Origin of the sequence: Pandoraea sp. PE-S2T-3 (assembly GCF_002179965.1) — a bacterium.
Lineage (GTDB): Bacteria > Pseudomonadota > Gammaproteobacteria > Burkholderiales > Burkholderiaceae > Pandoraea.
The window spans coordinates 103,011-125,983 of sequence record NZ_NGUQ01000033.1 but is presented as its reverse complement, the minus strand read 5'-3'; the positions used below and the strand labels follow the sequence as shown (position 1 = coordinate 125,983).

17 protein-coding genes and 1 pseudogene are annotated in these 22,973 nt (G+C 64.3%); 8 read left to right on the top strand and 10 right to left on the bottom strand.

Going from position 1 to position 22,973, the window contains the following annotated elements:
* Window positions 1-29: 29 nt before the first annotated feature.
* Complete coding sequence (locus tag CDV46_RS19480; RefSeq protein ID WP_087724361.1) at window positions 30-947, bottom strand: LysR substrate-binding domain-containing protein; 918 nt, start codon at window positions 945-947, stop codon at window positions 30-32.
* A gap of 207 nt (window positions 948-1,154) precedes the next feature.
* Here CDV46_RS19480 and CDV46_RS19475 point away from each other — a divergent pair, with 207 nt between their 5' ends.
* The 6 genes and pseudogenes from CDV46_RS19475 (at window position 1,155) to CDV46_RS19450 (ending at window position 8,533) form a co-directional block, all read left to right on the top strand.
* Window positions 1,155-1,901 carry an isochorismatase family protein gene (locus tag CDV46_RS19475; protein ID WP_087688541.1) on the top strand — a complete coding sequence of 249 codons (747 nt, stop codon included), beginning with the start codon at window positions 1,155-1,157 and terminating at the stop codon, window positions 1,899-1,901.
* A 6-nt stretch (window positions 1,902-1,907) separates the two neighbouring features.
* Entirely contained in the window at window positions 1,908-2,795 is an 888-nt protein-coding gene (locus tag CDV46_RS19470; protein ID WP_254916129.1) for a pirin family protein, read from the top strand.
* Window positions 2,796-2,968: 173 nt separating this feature from the next.
* Complete coding sequence (locus tag CDV46_RS19465; RefSeq protein WP_087724358.1) at window positions 2,969-5,767, top strand: ATP-binding protein; 2,799 nt, start codon at window positions 2,969-2,971, stop codon at window positions 5,765-5,767.
* A 92-nt stretch (window positions 5,768-5,859) separates the two neighbouring features.
* Window positions 5,860-6,284, top strand: a pseudogene (locus CDV46_RS19460) (organic hydroperoxide resistance protein).
* Between the two features lie 95 nt (window positions 6,285-6,379).
* Entirely contained in the window at window positions 6,380-7,165 is a 786-nt protein-coding gene (locus CDV46_RS19455; protein ID WP_087724356.1) for an alpha/beta hydrolase, read from the top strand.
* Between the two features lie 189 nt (window positions 7,166-7,354).
* A complete protein-coding gene (locus tag CDV46_RS19450) occupies window positions 7,355-8,533 on the top strand; it encodes a GGDEF domain-containing protein (protein WP_087688537.1) in 1,179 nt (392 codons plus the stop codon).
* A gap of 65 nt (window positions 8,534-8,598) precedes the next feature.
* Here the strand turns inward: CDV46_RS19450 and CDV46_RS19445 are convergent, their stop codons facing one another.
* The 9 genes from CDV46_RS19445 to CDV46_RS19405 all read right to left on the bottom strand — a co-directional run bounded on the left by CDV46_RS19445 (window position 8,599) and on the right by CDV46_RS19405 (window position 20,191).
* Window positions 8,599-9,723, bottom strand: a complete 1,125-nt coding sequence (locus tag CDV46_RS19445; RefSeq protein ID WP_176399123.1) for an acyl-CoA dehydrogenase family protein — start codon at window positions 9,721-9,723, stop codon at window positions 8,599-8,601.
* Between the two features lie 7 nt (window positions 9,724-9,730).
* On the bottom strand, window positions 9,731-10,936 hold the full coding sequence (locus CDV46_RS19440) for an acyl-CoA dehydrogenase family protein (RefSeq protein WP_087724352.1): 1,206 nt from the start codon (window positions 10,934-10,936) through the stop codon (window positions 9,731-9,733).
* 46 nt (window positions 10,937-10,982) lie between these two features.
* Window positions 10,983-12,155, bottom strand: a complete 1,173-nt coding sequence (locus tag CDV46_RS19435; protein ID WP_254916128.1) for a CaiB/BaiF CoA transferase family protein — start codon at window positions 12,153-12,155, stop codon at window positions 10,983-10,985.
* Window positions 12,156-12,275: 120 nt separating this feature from the next.
* Window positions 12,276-13,604, bottom strand: a complete 1,329-nt coding sequence (locus tag CDV46_RS19430) for an MFS transporter (protein WP_087688533.1) — start codon at window positions 13,602-13,604, stop codon at window positions 12,276-12,278.
* A gap of 132 nt (window positions 13,605-13,736) precedes the next feature.
* Window positions 13,737-15,185, bottom strand: coding sequence for a UbiD family decarboxylase (locus CDV46_RS19425; RefSeq protein WP_087724349.1), 1,449 nt, complete (start codon window positions 15,183-15,185; stop codon window positions 13,737-13,739).
* Between the two features lies 1 nt (window position 15,186).
* Window positions 15,187-16,230: a porin gene (locus CDV46_RS19420; RefSeq protein WP_087724347.1), complete on the bottom strand. Its 1,044-nt coding sequence runs from the start codon at window positions 16,228-16,230 to the stop codon at window positions 15,187-15,189.
* Window positions 16,231-16,352: 122 nt separating this feature from the next.
* The gene (locus CDV46_RS19415; RefSeq protein ID WP_087724345.1) at window positions 16,353-18,011 is read right to left on the bottom strand and encodes a urocanate hydratase; all 1,659 of its coding nucleotides are present in this window, start codon (window positions 18,009-18,011) and stop codon (window positions 16,353-16,355) included.
* Window positions 18,012-18,021: 10 nt separating this feature from the next.
* Window positions 18,022-19,113, bottom strand: a complete 1,092-nt coding sequence (locus CDV46_RS19410; protein ID WP_087724343.1) for a DUF917 domain-containing protein — start codon at window positions 19,111-19,113, stop codon at window positions 18,022-18,024.
* Between the two features lie 133 nt (window positions 19,114-19,246).
* A complete protein-coding gene (locus CDV46_RS19405) occupies window positions 19,247-20,191 on the bottom strand; it encodes a LysR family transcriptional regulator (protein WP_087724341.1) in 945 nt (314 codons plus the stop codon).
* 112 nt (window positions 20,192-20,303) lie between these two features.
* On the opposite strand from CDV46_RS19405, the gene CDV46_RS19400 reads away from it, so the two are divergent.
* Window positions 20,304-21,659: a dihydroorotase gene (locus CDV46_RS19400; RefSeq protein ID WP_087724339.1), complete on the top strand. Its 1,356-nt coding sequence runs from the start codon at window positions 20,304-20,306 to the stop codon at window positions 21,657-21,659.
* Between the two features lie 20 nt (window positions 21,660-21,679).
* The gene (locus CDV46_RS19395) at window positions 21,680-22,963 is read left to right on the top strand and encodes a Zn-dependent hydrolase (RefSeq protein WP_254916127.1); all 1,284 of its coding nucleotides are present in this window, start codon (window positions 21,680-21,682) and stop codon (window positions 22,961-22,963) included.
* Window positions 22,964-22,973 lie beyond the last annotated feature (10 nt).

The window sequence follows — 22,973 nt, the reverse complement described above, 5'->3', positions numbered from 1 at the left end:
CACGGGCGCTGCTTCCTGCCGCTTATGCCTTACCGCAGTAGCGGCGGCAGCGCCTCTTTCAGAAAATCGACCAGCGCACGCACGGCGGGCATCATGCCTCGCCGCGTGGGGAACAGGATGGCGAGGCGGCCTTCCCGCGAGCGCCATTCCGGCAACACCCCCTGCAACAGACCCGCGTCCATTTCGTTGGCACACGCATACAACGGCATGCTGGCGATGCCCATGCCGGCCAAAGCGGCTTCCTTCAGCGCGGCAATGTTGTCGCTTTGCAGCCGCGTGTGAGCGATCGGCGTGGTGACGGTGCCGTCCGAGCCGATCAGTCGCAAAGATGTGACCGGCTCGTTGATCGACGCGTAGACCATCAGGTCGCCGTGCGGCAGCGCGTCCGGACGATCGATCGCCGGGTGACGCGCCAGATAGGCGGGGCTCGCGACCAGCCCCCAGTGCACCGTGCACAACGGGGCCTGCACCAGACTCGATGACTCCACTTCTACCGCCATCCCCCGCACGACGACATCGACGTTTTCTTCGATGAGATCCACCTGCCGGTTACTGGCCTGCACGGCCAGCCTGACCTTGGGGTACTGCTGCATGAAGCGGGGCAGCAGCTTGGCGAGCACGATGTCGGTCACGACGACCGGCATGCTGACGCGCACGAGCCCTGACGGCTCTACGGTGCGCTGCCGAACCGCATCCTCACCCGCGCGGGCCTCCGCGATCATGGCCTTGCAGTGTTCGTAGAGGTCCTGCCCGGCGTCGGTCAGACTCAGCCGCCGGGAGGTGCGATGGAGCAGCCGTACACCAAGGTTGGCTTCCAGATCGGTAATGCGGCGGGAAATTCGCGACTTGCTGATGCCGAGCCGGTCTCCCGCCGCCGTAAATCCATGCTGCTCAACGACCTGCGCAAACAGATAGAGGTCATTCAAATCGACAGAAACGGGATTCATCGGGCATCCGCAGGTAGGCGTGGGTAATGTTCATCGTTCAATGCATGCAACGATGGGTTGTCAAATGACATATTTATCTATTGTCGTTGCATAAATATGATTCATTTCAACCGGCGCCGATGGGCACCGGACAGTCAGGCAGCGGCGCACAGGTGCAGACGTGCCGGGCCTTTTCCAGATCCAGATGCCTACGTTTCCCCAAAGACCATGAAAACCAATCCTCTCCTGAAAGCCGCTGCGCTCGCCGTTGCCGTTGCCACCACTTCCGCAGTGACGGCGAATACCGCTAACGCGGCCCCTGTCGCCAATGCCACCAGCGCCGCTAACGCGGTAGCCCCCTCAGGCGCGCCGTACTCGCTGCTCTCGCGTGATAACACCGTGCTGGTGCTGGTCGATCATCAGATCGGCTTGTTCACCGGTGTGCGTGACATGGACGTCGGCCAGCTCAAGCACAACGTCGTGGCGCTGGCCAAGGCCGCGAAGACGCTCGGTATCCCGGTCATCATGACGGCCACCGTGCCCGACGGCATGTGGGGCCCGACCATCCCTGAACTGACCGCCGCGTTGCCGGGCGTGCCGGTGATTGCCCGGACGTCGATCAACGCGTGGGACGATCCCAACGTGCGTGCCGCTATCGAGAAGACCGGCCGCAAGCAGGTGCTGATTGCGGGTGTGTCGCTGGAAGTCTGTGCCACGTTCCCGGCACTGTCGCTCAAGGCGGCGGGCTACGATCCGCGTGTCGTGCTGGATGCCTCGGGCACGTTCACCGATGCGAAGCGCACGGTCGGCCTGCAACGACTGGCTGGCGCGGGCATTCCCGTCACCGACTACGCCACCGCTGGCGTGGAAATGCTGCACGGCAACGACGATCCCAAGGCCGCGCAGGTCTATGCCGATCTGGATATGCCGTTTGCCAACCTCGTGTGGCAGTACAAGAGCGCGCTGAGCAAGTAAGCCGATATGAACCCGTTCGCACGTATCTCGAAAGTCGTCGCCGGTCATGACATGACCATTGGCGATGCCTTTCGGGCCAAGCACTTTGAAGAGCGGGCATTCGACGGCCTGATGGACCCGGTCGTCATGCTCGATCACTTCCACATGACCGGCCCCACGTTTGCACCGCATCCGCACGCGGGCATTTCGGCGGTGACGTATATGTTCGAGGACGCCGTGGGGGCTCACGTCAACTACGACTCGCTCGGCAATCACGGCCCGATTCATCCGGGTGCGCTGCACTGGTTTGCGGCGGGGCGAGGTGCGGTGCATACCGAACAGCCGGAGGGCGAAAACCAGCACGTGCATGCGTTGCAGATTTTCGTCAATCTGCCTGCCAGCAAGAAGTTCGATGCGCCCTATGCCGTGCATGCAGAGCCCCATGAGATTCCGGAGTTCAGGACGAAGGGAGTCCGTGTGCGGGTGGCGTCAGGCAGCAGCAATGGCGTGGTAGCACCTCACACGCAGCAACTGCCCGAGCCGTTCACGTTGCTGGATGGTTTTCTCTGGCCGTCGGCCGAATTCAGCCATGACGTGCCGCGGGGTTGGAGCGCGATGATCTATGCCGTGTCGGGCGGCTTGCACGTGACGGTCGATGAGGGCGTCCGGCATCTGAACGAAGGGGAGGCCATCGCGGTGGCATTCGACGAACAGGCTACGGCGGAGGCGATTGCCGTTCGACTCGCCGCTGAGGGAGACAGCCACTTTGTTGTGCTTTCCGGTCCTGCCCTGCACGAGCCGATCGCCAAGCATGGCCCGTTCGTCATGAACACCCGTGAACAGCTCGAGGACCGGATCAGGGCCTATCAGCGAGGCGAACTCGGGCAGTTGGTCATGCCGCCCTCCCGCCGCTAGGGAGGAAAGACAAATCGTGGTAGATTTTTGCCGAAGCCGCGCGCCCGCCAGTCTCTGTCGGCGAATGAACGCCACGCGGCAAGGTGGTCTGCACGCTCCCGCACGCAAGGGGCGTCGCAGTGACCCCGGATGCCGTCCCTGTTGGGGAAACGCTATGAAAGCGATCCATTGAGATGCGGCCCACCTCCTCGCGCTCCCCCGCGCTCTCGCCAGCCATTGGCGGCTACGGCTTCGGTCCCTTCAAGCTCTACCCTCAGGCCAGACGGCTGTTCATCGACAACAAGGCCGTGCGGCTGGGTGCGCGTGCGTTTGATCTGCTCGCTCATCTGGTGGTCCATGCCGGCGAAGTGCAAAGCAAAGATGCGCTGATTGCCGCCGCGTGGCCGCAAGTCATTGTCGAAGAGGCCAACCTGCGCGTGCAGCTTGTCGGCTTGAGAAAGGCGCTCGAAGTGCATGGCGGCCACGATCTCATTTCGAATGTTCCCGGCCGGGGATATGTGTTTACGGCCAACGTCAGCCATCTCGATGCGCTCATTCAAGACGAAGCACAACGCAATGTGCCCGTTTGGGGACTCTCGCCGACGACGCGCCTGCCGGGGGCGGCCGCCGCATTGGTCGGGCGGCGCAACGAAGTCAACACTGTGGTCAAGGACACGTACCTGCGCCGGCTCGTCACGGTTGCCGGGCCGGGCGGGATCGGCAAGACCAGTGTCGCCGTGGCGGCCGCGCGCATCATCGCCGGGGAGTTGAGCGATGGCGCCGTCTTCGTCGACCTGTCGACGCTGGCTACCGGTGATCTGGTGGCCTCAGCGGTGGCGGCGGCCGTCGGGGTCTCGGTCGTCTCGGGCGATCCGCTGGCCAATGCCATCGCACTGCTGCAAGGCAAACACGTGGTACTGGTGCTGGATAACTGCGACCCGGTACTTGATGCGACGGTGGAGGTGGTTCAGCGAATCCTTGCCGGCACGACCACGCCTTTCATCGTCGCCACGAGTCGAGAGCCACTGCGTATCGAAGCCGAATCGGTTCACCGCCTGCCCCCGCTGGCGTCCCCGCCCGAGGGGCTCGACACCTCGCTCGACGCGGCCATGCAATTCCCCGCGATTCAGCTGTTCGTCCAACGGGCACTGGCGATCGACGGTGCCTTCCAGCTCTCGGATGACGATGCCCCCGGCGTGGCGCTGTTGTGCCGGCGGCTCGACGGTATGCCGCTGGCTATCGAACTTGCCGCAGCGCGCACTGCCGTGCTCGGCGTGAGCGAACTGGTGCAGCGCCTCGATGATCGTCTGAAGCTGCTCAAGAGCGACCGGCGATCCGGTGTACCTCGCCATCGCACACTGGAAGCCACGCTCGACTGGAGCTTTCAACTGCTGGGAAGCGACGAGCAACGCATGCTGACGCGCCTTGCCATCTTCCGCGAGCGATTTTCGCTGGAGTGGGCGCTGGCCGTGGCCGCCGACGATGCCGCTGCGGGTATCGAAGCGCTTGCCGGTCTGGTGTCCAAGAGCTTGATTTCGGTGGATGCCAGCAACGCCATGACGCCTTACCGTTTGCTGGAGACAACCCGTTGCTACGCCATGGCCAAGTTGCTGGCGTCGGGCGAGGGCAGCATGATCGCCAAGCGACACGCGTTCCATGTCTGTGCGCTGCTCGGCAAAGCAGTCGACGAGATCGACGGGCTGGGGCACGGCGCGTGGCGCGAGAAGCACGCGCAGGCGCTGGACGATGTGCGCTGTGCACTCGATTGGGCGCTGGCGCCCGACGGCGATACGGCGCTGGCGTCGCGTATTGCAGCCTTGTCGGCAACGCTATGGATGTCGACCTCGATGCTCAGCGAGTACCTCGGTTATCTGGAACGGCTGGTCGAACTTGATCCCGGCACGAGCGGCGATCCGTCGCTGGCAGCGCAGGTGTGGGGTGCCATCGGGTTTTGCCGGAGCACGCTGCGTGGCCCGAAAGGGGAGGCGTACGACGCTTTGGGCCGCGCGTTGGCGAGTGCCGAACAATCGGACGATCTTGCCTTGCGCCTGCCGATTCACTGGACCAGGTTCACGGCCGACATTCTTAACGGCCGCTATGCCGACGTGCTGAGTGAAAGTCTGGCGTTCGGTGAGGTGGTGAAGTCGATTGCCGATCCGCAGGCAGACCTCGTGTTCCATCGCATGATGGCGTTGAGCCGCTACTTCGGCGGCGCTTATCAGGACGCGCTGCGCCATGCGGAGTTGGCGATCGGGCCGGGCTCCAACGCTATTGGCATGTGCGCCGGGGCACCGTCCCAGTTGGACCATCGCGTGGCGGCGCTGACCATGATGGCGCGCACCTTGTGGACGCTGGGGCAGTTCAGCCGTGCGCTGGGCGTGGCCGAGCAGGCAAGGGCGCGTGCGGTGCGTACGCGCCACGTCACGTCGCTGATCTTTACGCTGTCGTTCGCGTCATGCCCGATCTCGCTGTGGTGCGGGGAAATCGAACTGGCGGCGAACGTCACTGACGAGTTACGAGACTGCTGTGTGCGGCACGGCATTCCGTTCTTCGGTTCATGGTTCACGATTTTCGACCATGCGCTGGAACTTCATGTCGAACACCTCGCCGCCCGCGAATCCTTCAGCGCAGTGCTCTACACGGCGGCCCATGCCGAGATGAGCGTGACCCTCGACCCGCTTGCGGTGACCGACGATCTGGTGCGGCGCGCCCGCGACGGCCTGTGTGACTGGTGCGCCCCTGAAATCCTTCGATCGCAGGCCCATGTGCTGCTCAATGCCGGGCAGCTCAGCGCCGCGCAATCATTGCTCGACGAAGGCATTGCCCTTGCCACGGCACAGGGGGCGCTGGCGTGGAAGGCTCGGCTCGTCCAGACCCAAGCCGAAGCGCTTATCCGGCAGGGCCGCGAAGCCGATGCCGCCTGGCTGATGGAGCGTCTGACGCACGAGTTCTCGCCGGCGGATCGCGACATCCTGCTGCGCCGCCTGCCCTGACGGGCTGTTTTGACATCTTTTAACAAGTCTTAACTGGCAGGTCCGCGCGCCGTTCACCAGAATCCGCTTATCGAACTGGCGAAGGAGGTCGAATGCGGCTCGAACAGGTCCTGTACACCGCGACCGTGCAGGCCACCGGTGGCCGCACCGGTACCGCCGCCTCGGCCGATGGCGCCTTATCCGTCACGCTGTCCACGCCAAGCGAACTCGGTGGTGCAGGGGCCCGGGCACCAACCCCGAACAACTCTTCGCCGCCGGCTATTCGGCGTGCTTTATCGGCGCGATGAAGGCGGTTGGCGCCGCCATGAAGATCAAGGTCCCCGAAGGGGTCTCTATCACCACGCAGGTAGGGATCGGACCGATACCTATCGGTTACGGCATTCAGGTCGCCATGACCGTCCACCTGCCGGGCTTCGAGCGCGCCGCCGCCGAAGCGCTGGTCGCGGCAGCCCACAAGGTTTGCCCGTACTCGAATGCGACGCGCGGCAACATCGAAGTGGCCGTCGCCGTCGCGTGAATGCACCCTCCCGATGGCCCGATTCGTTTTCACTTGAAATTCCGGTAACACCCGAAGACAGCCGTTCCCTTCCTATTTTCTGAATGAGGCAACTGATGAAATCCAATCCTCTCTCCATCCGCCGCACCGTCGTCGGATTGCTGGGTTTTACGTCGCTGGCCGTCGGCGTCGTGGCGCCCAGCACTGCGTTTGCCGAGCGCGTCAACAACGTGGTGCTTGTGCATGGCGGTTTTGTCGACGGGGGCGGCTGGGAGCAGGTGTACAAGTTGCTGAAGGCCAAGAAGTACAACGTGAGCATTGTTCAGAACCCGACGACGTCGCTCGCGGCCGACGTGGCGGCGACCAAGGCGGTGCTCGACGCACAGGACGGCCCGGTCGTGCTGGTCGGCCATTCGTATGGCGGGGCCGTCATCACCGAGGCGGGTAACGATCCGAAGGTTGCGCGTCTGGTCTACATCGCAGCGTTTGCGCTCGACAAAGGGGAGTCGGTGAACACGGTGATTTCGAGTGCGCCCCCCGGCGCGCCGCAGCCGCCCATCCTGCCCCCGGTCAATGGGTTTCTGATGCTCGACAAGGCCAAGTTCGCCGCCTCGTTTGCGGGCGACGTCAAGCCTGCACGCGCTGAATTCCTCGCCAACGCACAAGTCCCCTGGGGCGTGGATGCGCTGGGCGGACAGATCACGGCGGCGGCATGGCGCGCGAAGCCGAGCTGGTATCTGGTCACGAAGGACGACAAGATGATTCCGCCGGATGCGCAGCGCATGATGTCCAAGCGAGCGGGCGCCACGGTGGTGGAAACGGCTGGCAGTCATGCGATTTACGAATCGAAGCCTGCCGTGGTCGCTGCCCTGATCGAGCAGGCCGCGACCGCAAACAAGTAAGGTCGACGCGGGACACTGACGCCCTTCGGGTTGATTTCCGAGGGGCGTTTCCACATGCGGGGGGCGATGGTTACTGTCGCACGGCACCGACACCCATGCGTTGCAATTCTCACCAACGGCGATGCGGGGTCATCGACTTCGGCTATGCTGGCGGACATATGTGAAACACAGACCCCCCGTCCCGTAGCTATGTCCATTTCGGCCGTATTCATCAGCATTGCGATTCTGTCGTGCCTCATGAGCGTTGCCATTCTTGGCTCGCTGTTCCGGACGGGTGTCCCGGGAATACGCTTATGGGGCGTCGCCAGTGCCATGCTGGCCGTCACGGCGGGGCTGCTTCTGGCCGGGCCGACCGACGTGATCGTCGTGGTGGCAAGCAGTCTGCTGGTGACCGCCTCGATGCTCGGGCTTCACGGCTTCCGGCAATTTCTCCATACCCGAACCACGTTCGCCTGGGAATACGTGGCGGTCGTCGCCATCCTCGTACTGCTGGTCTACTGGACCTTTCTGTCGCCCCACGTGGACGCGCGCAGCGCCATGGTCTCCGGTTTCATCGCCTATGTGCGGTTCCAGATCGGCTGGATGGTGTTGAAGTACCGGCCCGCCGGCAGACCCAAATACGCTTACTACTTCGTGTCGATCGCAGCCGTGCTGGGGGCCGTCGTGCATGGCGTGCGCTGCATTGCCTACGGACTGGGGTTTGCCCACGAGACGGTGTTCTTGCAGGCGACGCCGCTGAACGTCATGTTCCTCGGCATGGCGACGCTGACCCTGCCGTGTCTGTCCGTCGGCATGGTGATGCTCGCGCATGACCGTCTGGCCGACCGGATGGAGCGACTGGCGACGTTTGACGATCTGACCGGTGTGCTGGCCCGACGCGCCTTCATCGCGCGGGCAGAGGCCATCCTCGAGGCCGCCGTGTCGACCCGGTCGACGCTATCGATTGCGATCCTCGACATCGACAACTTCAAGGGCACCAACGACCGGTACGGGCACGCGGCGGGCGACAAGACGCTCGCCCATGTGGCATCCGTGATTTCGCGCGAAGTCCGGCAAGGGGATTTGGTCGGCCGGATTGGCGGGGAGGAGTTCGCGCTGCTGCTGCCGTCGACGACACGCGAAGACGCCGGCCGCCTCGTCAACCGGTTGCGCGCCATCGTGGCGGCCTCCGGGGCGGGCGTTCAGGGGCGCGACGTGGTGTCCACCCTGAGTGCGGGGGTCGATGAATTCGGCGAGGGCGATACGCTGGCCGCCGTGATGGCGCGAGCCGACGCGGCCCTCTATGCCGCGAAAGCTAACGGCAGAAACTGTGTCGTCGTCGCGCCATCGGTGGCGTACCGGTCGCTCGCGTTGATGGAAGCGTCGTAAGCGTGTAAGCGTGTAAGCGCGGTCAGCCGCGCGATACGATGCGGCTCCCTCAGTCGCCCAAAAGCTCACTCAGCCAGACGCGCAAGATGATGCTCGGCGGTGCCGAATTGCGCGTTCATGACGCTCAGCCGCTTGAAGTACGCCCCCACGTTCAACTCCTCCGTCATGCCGATGCCGCCATGCAGTTGAATCGCGCCCTGACCGACGATGCTGGCCGCCCGCCCGAGTTGCACCTTCGCCATGGATTGCAGGCGTGAGGCTTCAGGCAGATCGTCCGCCATCGCCATGTTGACGGCCAGCGCGATGGAGCGTGTCTGCTCCAGCGCCGCGTACATATCGACCTGACGATGCGCGAGGGCCTGAAAGCTGCCGATGGGCCGGCCGAATTGCTGACGCGTCTTGAGGTAATCGAGCGTGGCATCGTGCAACACCTGCATTGCCCCCATCGCCTCACCGCACAGCGCAGCAATGCCCCAGCCGAACAGATCGTCGATCACCTCGGCTCCGCGCCCGGGCTCACCCAGCACGCTCTCCTGACGGAGTGCGACCTGATTGAATGACAGATGACACGCCCGGCCACCGTCAAGACGTGTGAAAGCGCGCTGCGTGAGACCCGGCGCATCGGCGGGCACCAGCAGCACCGTGAGCCCGTCGCGCTCGTGCGCTGCCCCTGCGCTGCGCGCCACCACGATGAAGAGATCGGCTGAGGGGCCGTCGAACACCATGTGCTTGTTGCCTTGCAGAACCCAGCCGCCTGCCGCCGCATCGAGTGACAGCTGCGACCAATACCGGTTCTGCTGCGCACCCTGTTCGTAATATGCGAACGCGGTGCGCAGCTTGCCTTCGGCGATGCCCGGCAAGTGGTTTTCCTGCTGCATTGACGTGCCATGCGCACTGATGGCGCGCGCCCCGAGCACCCCCGTAGACAAGAACGGTTCAGTGGCAAGCGACTGGCCGAGCGCTTCGGTAATCAACATGGCTTCGACCGGCCCGCCGCCGATGCCGCCCATGGCCTCGGGCAGCAACACGGCGAACCAGCCCAACTCGGCCATAAGGCGCCAGTCGTCTTCGCTAAACCCTGCGGGGCTGGCGATGAGCTTGCGGCGGCGCTCGTAGTCACCGTGAGCACGCGCGAAGTCGAGCGCGCTGTCTTGCAGCATGCGTTGCAGTTCGTTTGTCGAGAAGTTCATGGCGCGCTCACAATCCCAATACCTGCTTGGCCAGCACATTGCGCTGGATTTCGTTGGACCCGCCCCAGATCGAGACTTTGCGCAGATTGAAGTACGCCGGACCTGCGGCCGCCGCACCTTCGGCAGTCACCGACGCATCGTGCAGGCCATCGAGAAACGCCTCGTCGAATGCGGTGGTGTCGAGCGCCATGCATTCCAGTGCGAGCTCGCTGATCGCCTGCTCGATTTCGGTGCCGCGAATCTTCAGGATGGAAGCGGCCACGCCCGGGCTTTGACCCGCGTTCATCGCGCTGAGAAAGCGCAACTCGGTCAGCTCCAGCACGCGCAGTTGCGTTTGCAGATCGGCGAAACGAAGGCGAATCGCTTGACTGGCCCACAGACTGTTGCCGCTGCCATCGGTGCCATCGGTGCGATCGCGCGCAAGGTTTTCAAGTTGACCGAGCAGCCGCCGCGAGCGCGCCACGCCGGATATCACGAAGCGTTCGTGTTCGAGCAGGAACTTGCCGTACGACCAGCCGACGCCTTCATCGCCGACGCGTTGCGACACGGGCACGCGCACGTTGTCGAAGAACACCTCGTTGACCTCGGCGTCGCCGTCGAGCAGGCGGATCGGCCGCACGGTGATTCCCGGCGACTTCATGTCAATCAGCAGGAACGAGATGCCTTGCTGCGGCCGTGCCTCGTGACTCGTGCGCACAAGCGCGAACATCCAGTCGGCCCACTGTGCCCACGTGGTCCAGATCTTCGAACCGTTCACAACGTAATGGTCGCCATCGCGCGCTGCACTCGTCTTGAGCGAGGCGAGATCGGAGCCCGAACCGGGTTCCGAATAGCCCTGACACCACCAGTCCTGATTGGCCAGAATACGCGGCAGAAACCGCTGCTTCTGCTCATCGTTGCCGTAGGTGTAGATCACCGGGCCGACCATGTTGACGCCGAACTGCACGAGCGGCGGGCAGGGCAACGCCCCGTACTCCTGCGCGAAGAGATACTTCTGCGCTGGGCTCCAGCCCGGGCCGCCGAAGGCCTCGGGCCAGTTCACGGCATACCAGCCCTTGGTGCGCAGAATGTCCTGCCAGCGCACGTAGTCCTGTTTGTGCAGGCGCTTGCCGTGCTCGACCTTCAGGCGGATGTCTTGCGGCAGATGACGGGTGAGGAAGTCCCGGACGTCGAGACGAAACTGTTCTTCCTCGGGACTGAAACGCATGTCCACGATGGGGTCTCCTTGGTGTTATCGGGTACGGCGGCACCGCGTCGCGCTAGACGACGTTGTCCCGGTGCAGTTGTGCGATGGCGTCGGCCGACAGGCCCAGCACGCGCGCGAGCACGTCGTCGGTGTGCTGGCCGAGCATCGGCGCTGGCGACGCGTCGGCTTGAGGCTCACCCGAGAACTGCACGGGCTGGCGCATCACCTGACTCGCACCGAGCACCGGGTGGGTGACATCGGCGACGACGTGGCTGCCCTCGATCGCCTGCGCAATGTCCTGAATGGGGGCGGCGGGCACACCGGCGCGCGTCAGCGCATCGACGGCATCCGCCACGCGCTGAGTCTTCGACCACCGTTCGATGTGCACCCGCAGTTCGTGATCGTGCTGGCTGCGCGACGTGTCGGTGACGAAGCGTGGATCGGTGCACAGCTCGGGTGCACCGATCAGCAGGGCCACGGCGTGGAAGAGCTTGTCGTTGGCGGCGGCGATGACGAGATGGCCGTCGCGAGCCTCGTAGGCCCCGAACGGGGAACTCATGGGGTGTCGGTTGCCAACCCGTGCAGGCACCTTGCCGCCGAACAGGAATTGCGAGAGTGCCGTGGGTTGAATGGCAATCAGCGAGTCGAGCATCGCGACATCGATATACCGTCCGCTGCCGGTGCGTTCGCGCGCAAACATCGCGGCCATGATGGCCCACGAGGCGTACAGCCCGGCGCAGATGTCGCCGATCGATTCGCCCACCATCGTGGGGGCGCCGTCGGGTTCGCCGGTCACGCTCATGATGCCGCTCATGGCTTGCGCGACGACGTCGTAGGACGGGCGTCCGGCGTTGCTCCCCTGCTGACCGAAACCCGAAATGCTGCAATAAACGAGCTTTGGGTTGAGCGCGGCAAGTTGCGCGTAACCGATGCCGAGACGCGCGGCCACACCCGGTTTGAAGTTCTCGACGACGACGTCGCAGACTTGCGCGAGCCGCTGGGCGAGTTGCTGCCCGTCGGGATGCTTGAGATCGAGCCGAAGGCTCTGCTTGCCGCGATTGTTCAGCACAAAATTGGCGCTCTCGCCCTGAACCATCCGCCCCATGTAGCGCTGGTCGTCACCCGCCGGAGGCTCTACCTTGATGACCTCCGCACCGAGATCGGCCAGCATGGCGGTGCAATACGGTCCGGCCAGTACCCGCGTGAAATCGAGAATGCGAACGCCTTGCAGCATGCCAGCCTGCATGTCGGACTCCCTGTTTTGTGAGAAGTGAAGCGGCGCATCGCCCGTGTGGTCACCGGGGATGCGCCTGACGCGTCTGACGCGTCGATTGTGGTCAGCGCCCGATCAGCGCCAGATCAGCGCTTAGTCGGCACGCCGCGACGGCATGAAGGCTACGGCGACGAGCGTCACGACCGCTGCGCCCATCACGTACAAGGCCGGTGCGAATGCCACACCCGTGGTGTAGGTAATCCACGTAAGAATGGCCGGGGCAAAGCCGCCGAGCAGCGTGACGGCCGCGTTATATGACAGCGACATGCCCGAGGAGCGCACTGCCGTCGGGAAGATCTCTGAGAGTGCGGCGGGCGCCACACCGACGAACAGCGAGATCATGGCGCAGAAAGCCGACTGCACGATGACCAGCGTGAGCGTCGTGTGCGATGCACCGAGCCACATCATCAGCGGGTACACACCGACGAGCAGTGCGACCGCGCCGAGACGCAGCATCGTGCGGCGGCCGAACTTGTCGGAGAGCGTGCCCGACAACACGCAGCCTGCCGTCAGGAAGAAGTTGCCGATGAATGCCGCGAGAAACGCTTGCGAGCTGGTGAAGCCCATCGACTTCTGCACGTAGATCGGCATAAAGATGATCAGTGCGTACGGTCCGGCAGCCCACAGCACCGAGAGACCGAAACCGATCAGCAGTTGCGCCGGATGCTCGCGCAGTACCTGAAGCAACGGGGTCTTCTTGACCTCGCCCTGTTGCTTCATGCGTTGGGCTTCGAGCTTGAAGTGCGGCGTTTCGTCGAGCGCCTTGCGCATCCACAGGCCAACCGGCGCAATCGCCAGACCGATGATGAACGGAATGCGCCAGGCCCATTCAGTGATCTGATCCTGCGTGAACACCGTCGTGACAAGCGTTGCCACCAGCGCGCCGAAGATGTTGCAGATGCCCATGCTGGCTTGCAGCCACGACGCATACTGGCCTTTCTTGTCGGCCGGGGCGTGTTCGGCAAGAAACGCGGTCGCGCTGCCGACCTCACCACCGGCGGAGAAGCCCTGAAGCACGCGGCCGCACACGATGAGCAGTGGCGCACCCACGCCGATGGCCGTGTAGGGCGGCGCAATGGCGATGAGCAGTGTGCCGAACGCCATCAGCATGATCGTGAGCGTGAGCGCGGCCTTGCGGCCCTTGCGGTCGCCATATGAGCCGATCAGCAGCGCGCCCAGCGGGCGGGCGACATACCCGAGACCGAAGGCGAGAAACGACCCCATCAGTTGCACAGTCGGGTTGCTGTCGTGAAAGAAGTTCTGCCCGATATAGACGGCAAAGAGTGCGTAGATCGTGAAGTCATACCACTCCAGCGCGTTACCGGCCGACGCGGCGATGATGGCGCGGCGGCCGGCATTCCCCTGTTTGGGGTGGGCGCGCGGCACGGGCTCGGCAGCCGGGTCGATAAGCACGTCTTTCATGTAAGGGTCTCCAGGCGGATGTCGTTCCGGCAAAGCGCTTGCGCCGCCGGGATAATCAGGATGCTAGGGAAGTTCGGGGATGACGTCGTGCGACTTAATATTCGAAAGACATAACACCACGTTAAGGGTTGGCTACCGGTTGGCTGTGGGCTGACCGGCGCCAAGGCGGTCTGCGTCGAGGTGCGCGGCAATCCGTTGCGCAACCGTCTCCATCACATCGGGCGGCGGCACCGCACGCGTCCAGTCGGGGCGGTCGCATGCCCTGCGTGTCGCGTTCAGCCCGAGTTTGGTGGCCACACCGTCCTGCTTGATCGGCTCGGACCGGTCGGTGCGTCCGCCGGGAATCACCAGCATGTCGCGGTCGGGCCGCATGCGCGTTGCAACGGCCCATTCGACTTGCGAGGCGTTCCACGGATCGACGTCGTCGTCGACGACCGTGATGTTCTTGATCAGGTTGACGCTGCCCCACAGCGCGAACATCGCTTTCTGGGCATCACCTGCCCGATGGGTGCTCAGGCTCACGACGGCGTTCAGGCGACCGCAACCGCCGTGGCCGACGGCCACCTCGCGCACGGGAATCGCGACGGCGCGCAGCGTGCGAGCGAGCCCCGCAGCGATGGCGATGCCACCGATCAACGTGTGCTCCGGGTAATAGCCCGGCTCGATGATCTGGAAAAGCGCGTCGTGGCGGCGGGTCAGGCAATGAAACGTCGCCACCGGGCCGCTGCCATACGGCTCGTACATGCCGTGAAATTCCGAGACGAGCTTTTCGTCGTGCTGCTCGTCGATATCGAGCGTGCCTTCCAGCACCCACTCGCAGGCAGCGGGCACATCCAGCGGGATGGTCTTGCAGGCAACCGTGCGAACCGGTTCACCCAGCAGCGCACCGGCGCAGTCGAGTTCGTCGTCGCCCAGACGCAGATACAGCGCGGCGGCGATCAGCACGGCAGGGTGGTTGCCGACCGTTACTGCAATCGGCAAGGTCTCCCCGCGTGCCTTGGCCTCGCGCGCCATGACTGCAAGGTGATGATTGGGCGCGATGCCGACCATGCCCCGGTTGCCGTCGAGCAGCTTCACGCGCGCAAACGACACATTGCCTTTGCCGGTGCGGCTGTCGCGCGTGAAGATGACGCCGGCCGTGATGTACGGCCCGGTTTCACCCGGGAAGAACAGCGGCGCGGGGACCTCACGCCGCAGGTCCGGCGTGTGGATCACGGTTTCCTGACAGGCGCCGTGTGCCACCCGTTGCGGCGCAATGCCGTGCTCGATGGCCGAGACGATGCGCTGTTGCATGTCGGTGCGCGAGATACCGAGGCCCAGCGCAATGCGCTCTACCGAGTTCAGCAGATTGCCGATGGCCGGCTGCGCGTGACCGGTCACGTTGTCGAACTGCACAGCAGGCCCTTCGGCCAACTGCGCGAGCCATGCGGAGATTTCGAACTGCGGATCAACGGGTTCGCCGACGCGCAACAATTCACCGCGTTGTGCGAGTGCCGCAATAAACGGGCGCATCGACTGCGCGTCATCGGGGGGGCGATCGGTCGAGCCGGTCGCTGCTGCCGGGGCATGAAGTGGGGACATGTCAGAAGGCCATCCGCATGCCGACACCGGCCGTGTTGCCACTGGAGTAACCGGTCGCGCGATCTTGCATATAGGCGGCGTAAAGGTCCGTGCGTTTAGAGAGGCGGTAGTCGTAGCCTACCGACCACGTCGAGCGGATCGGGTCGCCCCGGCCGTGGCTCTTGGCGTACATCCACGAGGCGAGCAGGGCGCCGTTGCCGATCGGCACGGACGCGCCAATTTGCCCGCTGTGGGTATTCAGGTCGCCGCTGTCGATGCCGTCGTGCAGGTATTGATAGAGTGCGGTGATCTTGACCACCGAAAAGTCGTATCCCACCGCGGCCATGACCGCCGACTGCAAGCTGAACCCGGCGATTTGCGCGTTCAGGTCGCCCGGTGTCTTGTCGTAGCGCACTTGCTGATACGCCACCGTCGCCGAGAACGGGCCATGCGCGTAAATGGCGTTGCCGCCCCACTGGTTCTGCCCCTGTGCGCCGGCCTTGTTGCCCGTGCCGTAAATCAGGCTCGCCTGCCAGTCGCTGCCGCCCGGCGTCGTGTAGAGCAACGAGTTGTTCCAGCCGTTGTCGCCAGCCAGCCCCTGACCCGAAACGCCCTTGTACATGTGGTTGAGCACCGGCGAGAAGGCGAACGAGGTCGAGAACGGATTGAAGCGCAACGCCGAGACGTAGTACGGCGTGGTGTTGCGCCCGAGCAGGAACGCGCCTGCCGGCGTCGACAGGCCGACATAAGCATTGCGTCCGAAGAAGGTGTCGCCGGCAAACCGGCCCGTGCCGCCGTTGTTCGGTTGGAAGAACGCTTCGAGAGCGAAGACGGCCGCGTAGCCGTTGCCCAGATCCTCACGCCCGCCGATGCCCCAGAAGCTGGTCGCCATGCCGCCCGGGCTCACGTTCCACGCGCGCTCTTTGCCAAGGGCTTTCTGGGCGGCGACGTAGACGTCGACTACCCCGTACAACGACACGTTAGACTGCGCAGCAGCGATCTGGCTCGCTCCCGCTGTGGCAAGCGCCACGCCCGCCCCGATCCACCAATGTTTGATTTTTTTCATGAGTTTATGATTAGTACTATTAATTAAATACTCGTAGGGATGGACGATGGTTATCGCGCCCCTCGCGGGGCGCCGGGGCGGGTGCTGACCGCTAGCGAGTTCGCGTCAGTCCGCCGTTGTGGTCATGGCTGCGAAGTTGACGCGGTGTCGATGCGGCCAATGCCTTTCAATCCGACTTCATCGAGCGCTTCTTCGTAACCGGCATCGGCATAGCGCAGCACCCCGCTAGCCGTATCGTTGGTCATCGACAGGCGCAGGCGGTCGTCGGCCTGCGGCGTGCCATCGGCGACGACCGTGACACCCGCACTGGTCATGTAGCCGCTGTAGCCGCCGCCGCCCGAGTGAATCGCGACCAGATCGGCGCTCGACGCGCAGTTGAGCATGGCGTTGAGCAGGGGCCAGTCGGCAATGGCATCGGAGCCGTCGCGCATGTTCTCCGTCATGATGTTCGGATGCGCCATGGCGCCCGCATCGAGGTGATCGCGCGTGAAGGCGATCGGTGCGCTCAGTTCCCCGTCACGCACCATCCGGTTGACCTCCAGCGCCAGCTCGGTGCGCTCGCCGTGCCCCAGCCAGCCGATGCGGGCGGGCAGGCCTTCGAACGGCACGTACTCGCGGGCGAGGCGAATCCAGTTCGCGACGATCTGGTTGTCGGCGAAACGCCGGAGCAGGAAGTCGTCGATCTTGCGGATATCGTCCGGGTCGCCCGACAGCGCAATCCAGCGGAACGGCCCGATGCCACGGGCGAACAGCGGGCGCAGGAACGCTTCAGTGAACACCGGGATGTCGAACGCCCGGGCCACGCCGCCTTCCTTGGCATGCGTGCGGATCAGATTGCCGTTGTCGAACACCACGGCACCCTTGTCCTGAAAACCCAGCATGGCAGTGACGTGGCGCACGATGGACGCCCGGCTCTCGCGCATGAGCGTGTCGGGGTCGGTCTTCCTCAGTTCGGCCACCTGCGCGAGCGTGTAGCCGGACGGCACGTAGCCGTAGACGAGGTCGTGTGCCGAGGTCTGGTCGGTGACGATATCGGGCACGATGCCGCGCGCCAGAATTTCGGAGAACACGTCGGCCGCGTTGCCGAGCAAGCCGACCGAGATCGGGGCGCGTCGTGCCTGTGCGTCGCGAATCAGCGCGAGGGCGTGATCGAGATTGTCGGCGCGGCATTCGAGGTAGCCGGCTTTCATACGCTTCTCGATGCGCTCGGGGTTGATCTCGACGGTCAGGATGGCCGCGTTGGCCAAGCGTCCCGCGAGCGGTTGCGCACCGCCCATGCCGCCCATACCGGCAGTGAGAATGAAGCGGCCACGCAGGTCGCCGTCGAAATGCCGCTCGGCGATGCGCGAGAAGATTTCGTAAGTGCCCTGAATCACGCCTTGCGAACCAATGTATTGCCAGTCACCGGCGGTCAGGCCGCCCCAGCAAATCAGGTTCTCTTTCTCCCAGCGGTAGAAGTTCTCGGCACGCGCCCATTGGCCGACCATATTGCAGTTGGCCATGATGACGATCGGCGCACGGTCATGCGTTTGCAGCACGCCGATGGGCTTGCCCGACTGCACGATCAGCGTCTGATCGTCTTCGAGCGTGAGCAGCGCCCGCACCATGGCGTCATGCGACGGCCAGTCGCGCGCGGCACGGCCCATCGCCGCATACACGATCAGGTTGTCGGGATCTTCGCCCACGGCAAGCACGTTTTCCAGCAGGCGCAGCAGCGCTTCCTGACGCCAGCCCTTGCAGCGCAGGGTGGTGCCGTGCGGAATCGGGAATTCTCGTTTCATGCGGGTGCCCTCAGCTCGCCAGTGCGTAATCGGTGAAGTTCATGCCGAGTGCTTTCTCGACCACGGGGTAGACCGACGGGTCGCGCACGCTCGACGAGAGCGGAATCTCCCCTTTGTGCACGTGCAGAATCACGACCTCCATGCCCTCGCGCAGCTTGCCGGCGGACACGGGGTTGCCGTCGGTGTCGAGCGTGGTGATGACGTCGGGGTAGCAGGCAATGCGCTCGCCGTGCACGTCGGTGACGGCCATGTGCTCGTTCATCACATGAATGACGCGCCGGTTCGGGCCTTCGCCGATCTCGACGGTGCCGATGTCGAAGGCTTCCTGCGTGTAGGCCAGCGTGTTGCGCGCGACTTTTCCGGTGCCGATAAGGCTGCCGCGCGTCGCTTTGCAGATCGCGTCGATCACGGCGGCGCCGCCCTTGGCCTGCGCGGCGAGGATCGCTTCGCCCAGCGAGAGCGCCATGCTGATGCCACCGAGTGCCGCATGGCGGCGCACGTATTCGGCACGAATCGGGTTGCGGCAACTGGCGATGAAGCCGCCCGCCATGTCGGCGGCTTTGCGTAGCACGGGCGAGACTTTGGCCGTGGCCCCGTGCACCGTCAGTTCGATATAGGCGTTGTTGGCGCGGTTGCCGCCGACGGCGCTCTGGATCATCGGGGCGGGCGAATTGGCCAGCCCCAGTGATCCCATGTCGCCGGTAGGATGCGCACGCACGTCGCCAACGGCGTCGATGACTTTGGTGCCGAGCACGGCCGAGGGCAGCCACGCGTTGAGCGTGCTCGACATACCGTTCTGCCCGATGATGAGGCCGTATAGCGATTCACCCAGTGCGTCCTGCACGCGCTGCGCGGCCTTCACATAGTCGATGCCGAGCATCTCCCAGTCGGTGAGCCCGCCGGGGGCGCCGATGGCGGCGGCCGTGGCGATCCACGCGTCGTCCGGCACTTCATCCATCGTCACCAGTTCCGGGCGGCCAAGGGTGACGGCCAGCGTGCCGAGCTGGCGGCCATGTTCTGCCCAGCCGCCGCCACCGCACGCAAACACCGAACCGCCCAACACGGCGGCTTCGACATCCTTCAACGTCAATACGCGTCCCATCCGAATTGCTCTCCTCGTTCATTGGCAACGCCCAAAGCGCGTTGCGTCGAGGAGATTATGAGAAAGCACCCGGATAATGTCGTCGCGTCATTTATACGCACCATATAACTTCATGTTAAGGGTGCGCGGGACGTCAATCGGTCGGTTCTTCCTCGCCGTTTTTCTTTGAATTGCCGGTATGGCGCGGCCGCCAGCCGGCGTCGAGGGCACGCAGCACACGCACGAACTCCTGCGCGAGCCGCGACATCGGCTCCAGTTGAAGATGGAACACGTTGACCGGCACATTGACGGTGTCGACGATCGGCACCGTCACGACGTCGGTCCAGACCGGACCTTTCACGGTCATTTCGTCGACCAGCGCCACCCCGGCGGAGGCTTGCACCAGCGCACAGGCCACGTGCGCCTGTTGCACTTCCACCACGGGTTCTGGCTGCTGGTCGGGCCCGCCGAACATGTTGCGCGTCAGCATCCCGAACGGAATGTCGGGGCTGTAGCCGATGAGCGGTTCCTTGGCGAGTTCGGCCATCGTCACGCTCTCGCGGGTGCTGAGCGGATGGTCGGAGGGCAGGGCCGCGACGATCTTGTTTTCGTACAGCGGGATGGTCGCGAGGCTCGGGTGATCGACCGGCATATACGCCACGCCCAGCTCGACCTGCTGACTCAGCAGCGATTGCAGCATCACGCTCGGGATCAGCGTTTGCAGCACGACGCGCACTTCCGGATAGCGGCGGCGAAACGCGGCGATGGCGCGCGGCAGCAGTGACTGCCCGAGGCTGGGGCTGCACGACAGGCGCAGTTGCCCGTCGCGGTTCTCCGCCAGATTCTCGGCCACCTCGTTCACGCGCTGCACGCTTTGATAGAGCGTGGTGACCTCGGTAAAGAGGCGGCGCGCCTCCGGCGTCGGGTAAAGCCGCCCCTTGATGCGCTCGAAAAGCGTGAAGCCGAGCCGTTGCTCGGTATAGGAAATCAGGCGGCTGACGGCCGGTTGGGACACGAACAAAAGCTTCGATGCCCCGCTGATCGATCCGCTCAGCATGATGGCCCGGAAGACCTCGATCTGCCGCAGGTTGAGTTTCATACCCTTAACTTTTTGTTAATTGGTGCGCATATTTAAGCATAAGACGTTTGGCCGGACCACTCATTACACTGGCGCATAACTTTTCAACACGCTGGAATAACGCGGACAAACGATGAGCGATTTTGATTGGGTGATGCGCGGCAATCTGGTCGATGCCGACGCAATCGTGGTGGATGGCTGGCTTGCAGTGCGCGATGGCAAGATCGCCGCACGCGGCCAAGGCACGGCACCGTCGGCAAAAGAAGTGATCGATGCGCGCGGGCAGTGGGTGATGCCGGGCGTGGTCGATGGCCAAGTGCATTCGGGCAGTCAGCGCGATCAGGAAGGGCTCGGTGTGGCCTCACGCGCAGCGGCGGCCGGCGGCGTGACGGTGATGGTCGACATGCCCTACGACGATCCGGAACCGGTGGCCTCGCGCGCGCAACTCGACGCCAAGATTGCGGAAGTGGAGCGCGACTGCCATGTGGATGTGGCACTGTTCGGCACGCTCAACGACACGCATGGACTCGATGCGGCGGCCGGGCTGATCGAAGGCGGCGTGTGCGCGTTCAAGTTCTCGACGTTCGAAGCGACGCCGGGGCGTTTTCCGCGTGTCGAGGAAGACATGCTGTATGAAGCCTTTCGTCGCATCGCGCCGTCGGGCATCGTGTGCGGCGTGCACAACCAGATGCAGGACCTCACGCGCAAGAACGTTGCGCGCCTGATCGAGGCGGGCGATACCGGTTGGGATGCCTTCCTGCGCGCCCACCCACCGCTGATCGAGAACCTCGCGACGGCATTGATCTACGAGATCGGCGCCGAGACGGGAGCACGTGCGCACGCGGTGCACGTGTCGACCTCGCGAGGCTTTGAGATCTGCAACATGTATCGCCGTGCCGGTCATCAGGCGAGCATCGAGACGTGCGTGCAGTACCTGATGCTCAATCACGAAGAACACACGCGCCGCTTCGGCGCGAAGACCAAACACTATCCGCCCATTCGCCCGAAGGCCGAAGTCGACCTGCTCTGGACGCATATCGCTGCGGGCGAATGCACGTTCGTGTCGTCCGATCACGTGAGTTGGGGGCTGGAGCGCAAGGAGAATCCCAACGTGTTTCGCAATTCGTCGGGCGGCCCGGGGCTGGAGACGTTGTTGCCCGCGTTCTGGACCGGCTGCGAAGAACACGGCATTTCGCCGACGATGGTCGTCAAGCAGCTGTGCCGCAACCCGGCGCAACACTTCCTGCTCGATGACCGCAAAGGCACGCTCAACGTGGGGGCCGACGCCGATATCGTGATCCTTCGTCCGGAACGCTACGCCTACGACCCGTCGACGAGCCTGTCGGCCGTGCGCTGGAGTTCGTTCGAAGACCGCGAGTTCACCGTGCGTGTAACGGGGACGTGGTGCCGTGGGCAGCAGGTGTTCGACGGGAAAGGCATTGTCAATCAGCAGGGCGACGGGCAGTTCCTGCGTCCGCGTCTGCGTTGAACGGTGGGGAAAACGAAACTATGTCGACAATGAATCAGGACGCCATCGTCCCTATGCCGCCGCTCAATGCCAAGCGGCTTTGGGACCGCGTGGAAACGCTCGCCAAGTTCACGCGCCCGGACGTGCCATGGACGCGCCGCGCATTTTCGCCGCTGTTTCTCGAAGCGCGCGCGTGGCTGCGTGACGAGATGGAAGCGGCCGGTCTTCACGTGCATCAGGACGAAGGGGGCAATCTGATCGGGCGCATGCCCGGTCGCGATGCCTCGAAGGCGCCGTTGGTGACCGGCTCGCATTGCGATACGGTGGTGGGCGGCGGGCGCTTCGACGGCATCATCGGTGTGCTGGCGGGGATTGAAGTTGCCCATACGCTCAAGGAGCAAGGCATCACGCTCGCCCACCCGTTCGAAGTGATCGACTTCCTTTCGGAAGAGCCGAGCGATTACGGGATCTCCTGCGTGGGCAGCCGTGCGCTCTCGGGCGTGCTGTCCGCCGAGATGCTCGCCGCGCGCAATGCCGAGGGCGAGACGCTGGCCGACGGCATGCGCCGTGTCGGCGGCGACCCTGAACGGTTATCGCAGCCGCTGCGCCGTGCGGGCGAGACGGCCGCGTTCGTGGAGCTGCATATCGAACAGGGGCCCGTGCTGGAGTCGCGTGGGCTGCCGATCGGTGTGGTGACGAACATCGTCGGCATTCGCCGCGTGCAACTCGTCGTGCATGGCCGACCCGATCACGCAGGCACGACGCCGATGGACATTCGCTGCGATGCGCTCGTCGGCGCCGCACGCATCATCGACGCTGCCCATCGACTGGCGAGCGAACTCAGCGGCAATCCGCACTATGTGGTGGCCACCGTGGGCCGTATCGCCATGACGCCGAACGTGCCCAACGCGGTGCCGGGGAGTGTCGATCTGGTGCTCGAGGTGCGCAGCGACAACGACGACGTACTGGCCGGATTCCCCGAGCAGGTACTCGAAGCCGTGGCGGCGGATCTCGTCGCGCTGCGTGTGAAGTGCACCAGCACGCCGTTGAGCCGCTCGAAGCCGACCGACTGCATGCCGGTGGTCATGGACGCGGTGGAGCGCGCCTCGCAGCGTCTGGGCTACCCGTCGATGCGCTTGCCGAGCGGTGCCGGTCATGACGCCGTCTATGTGGCGCCGACCGGCCCGATCGGCATGATCTTCATTCCCTGCCTGAATGGTCGCAGTCACTGCCCGGAGGAATGGATCGAACCCGAGCAGTTGCTCGACGGGACACGCGTGCTGTTCCAGACGATTCGCGAACTGGACGAAACACTCGCCGCCTAGCGGTCCCGCC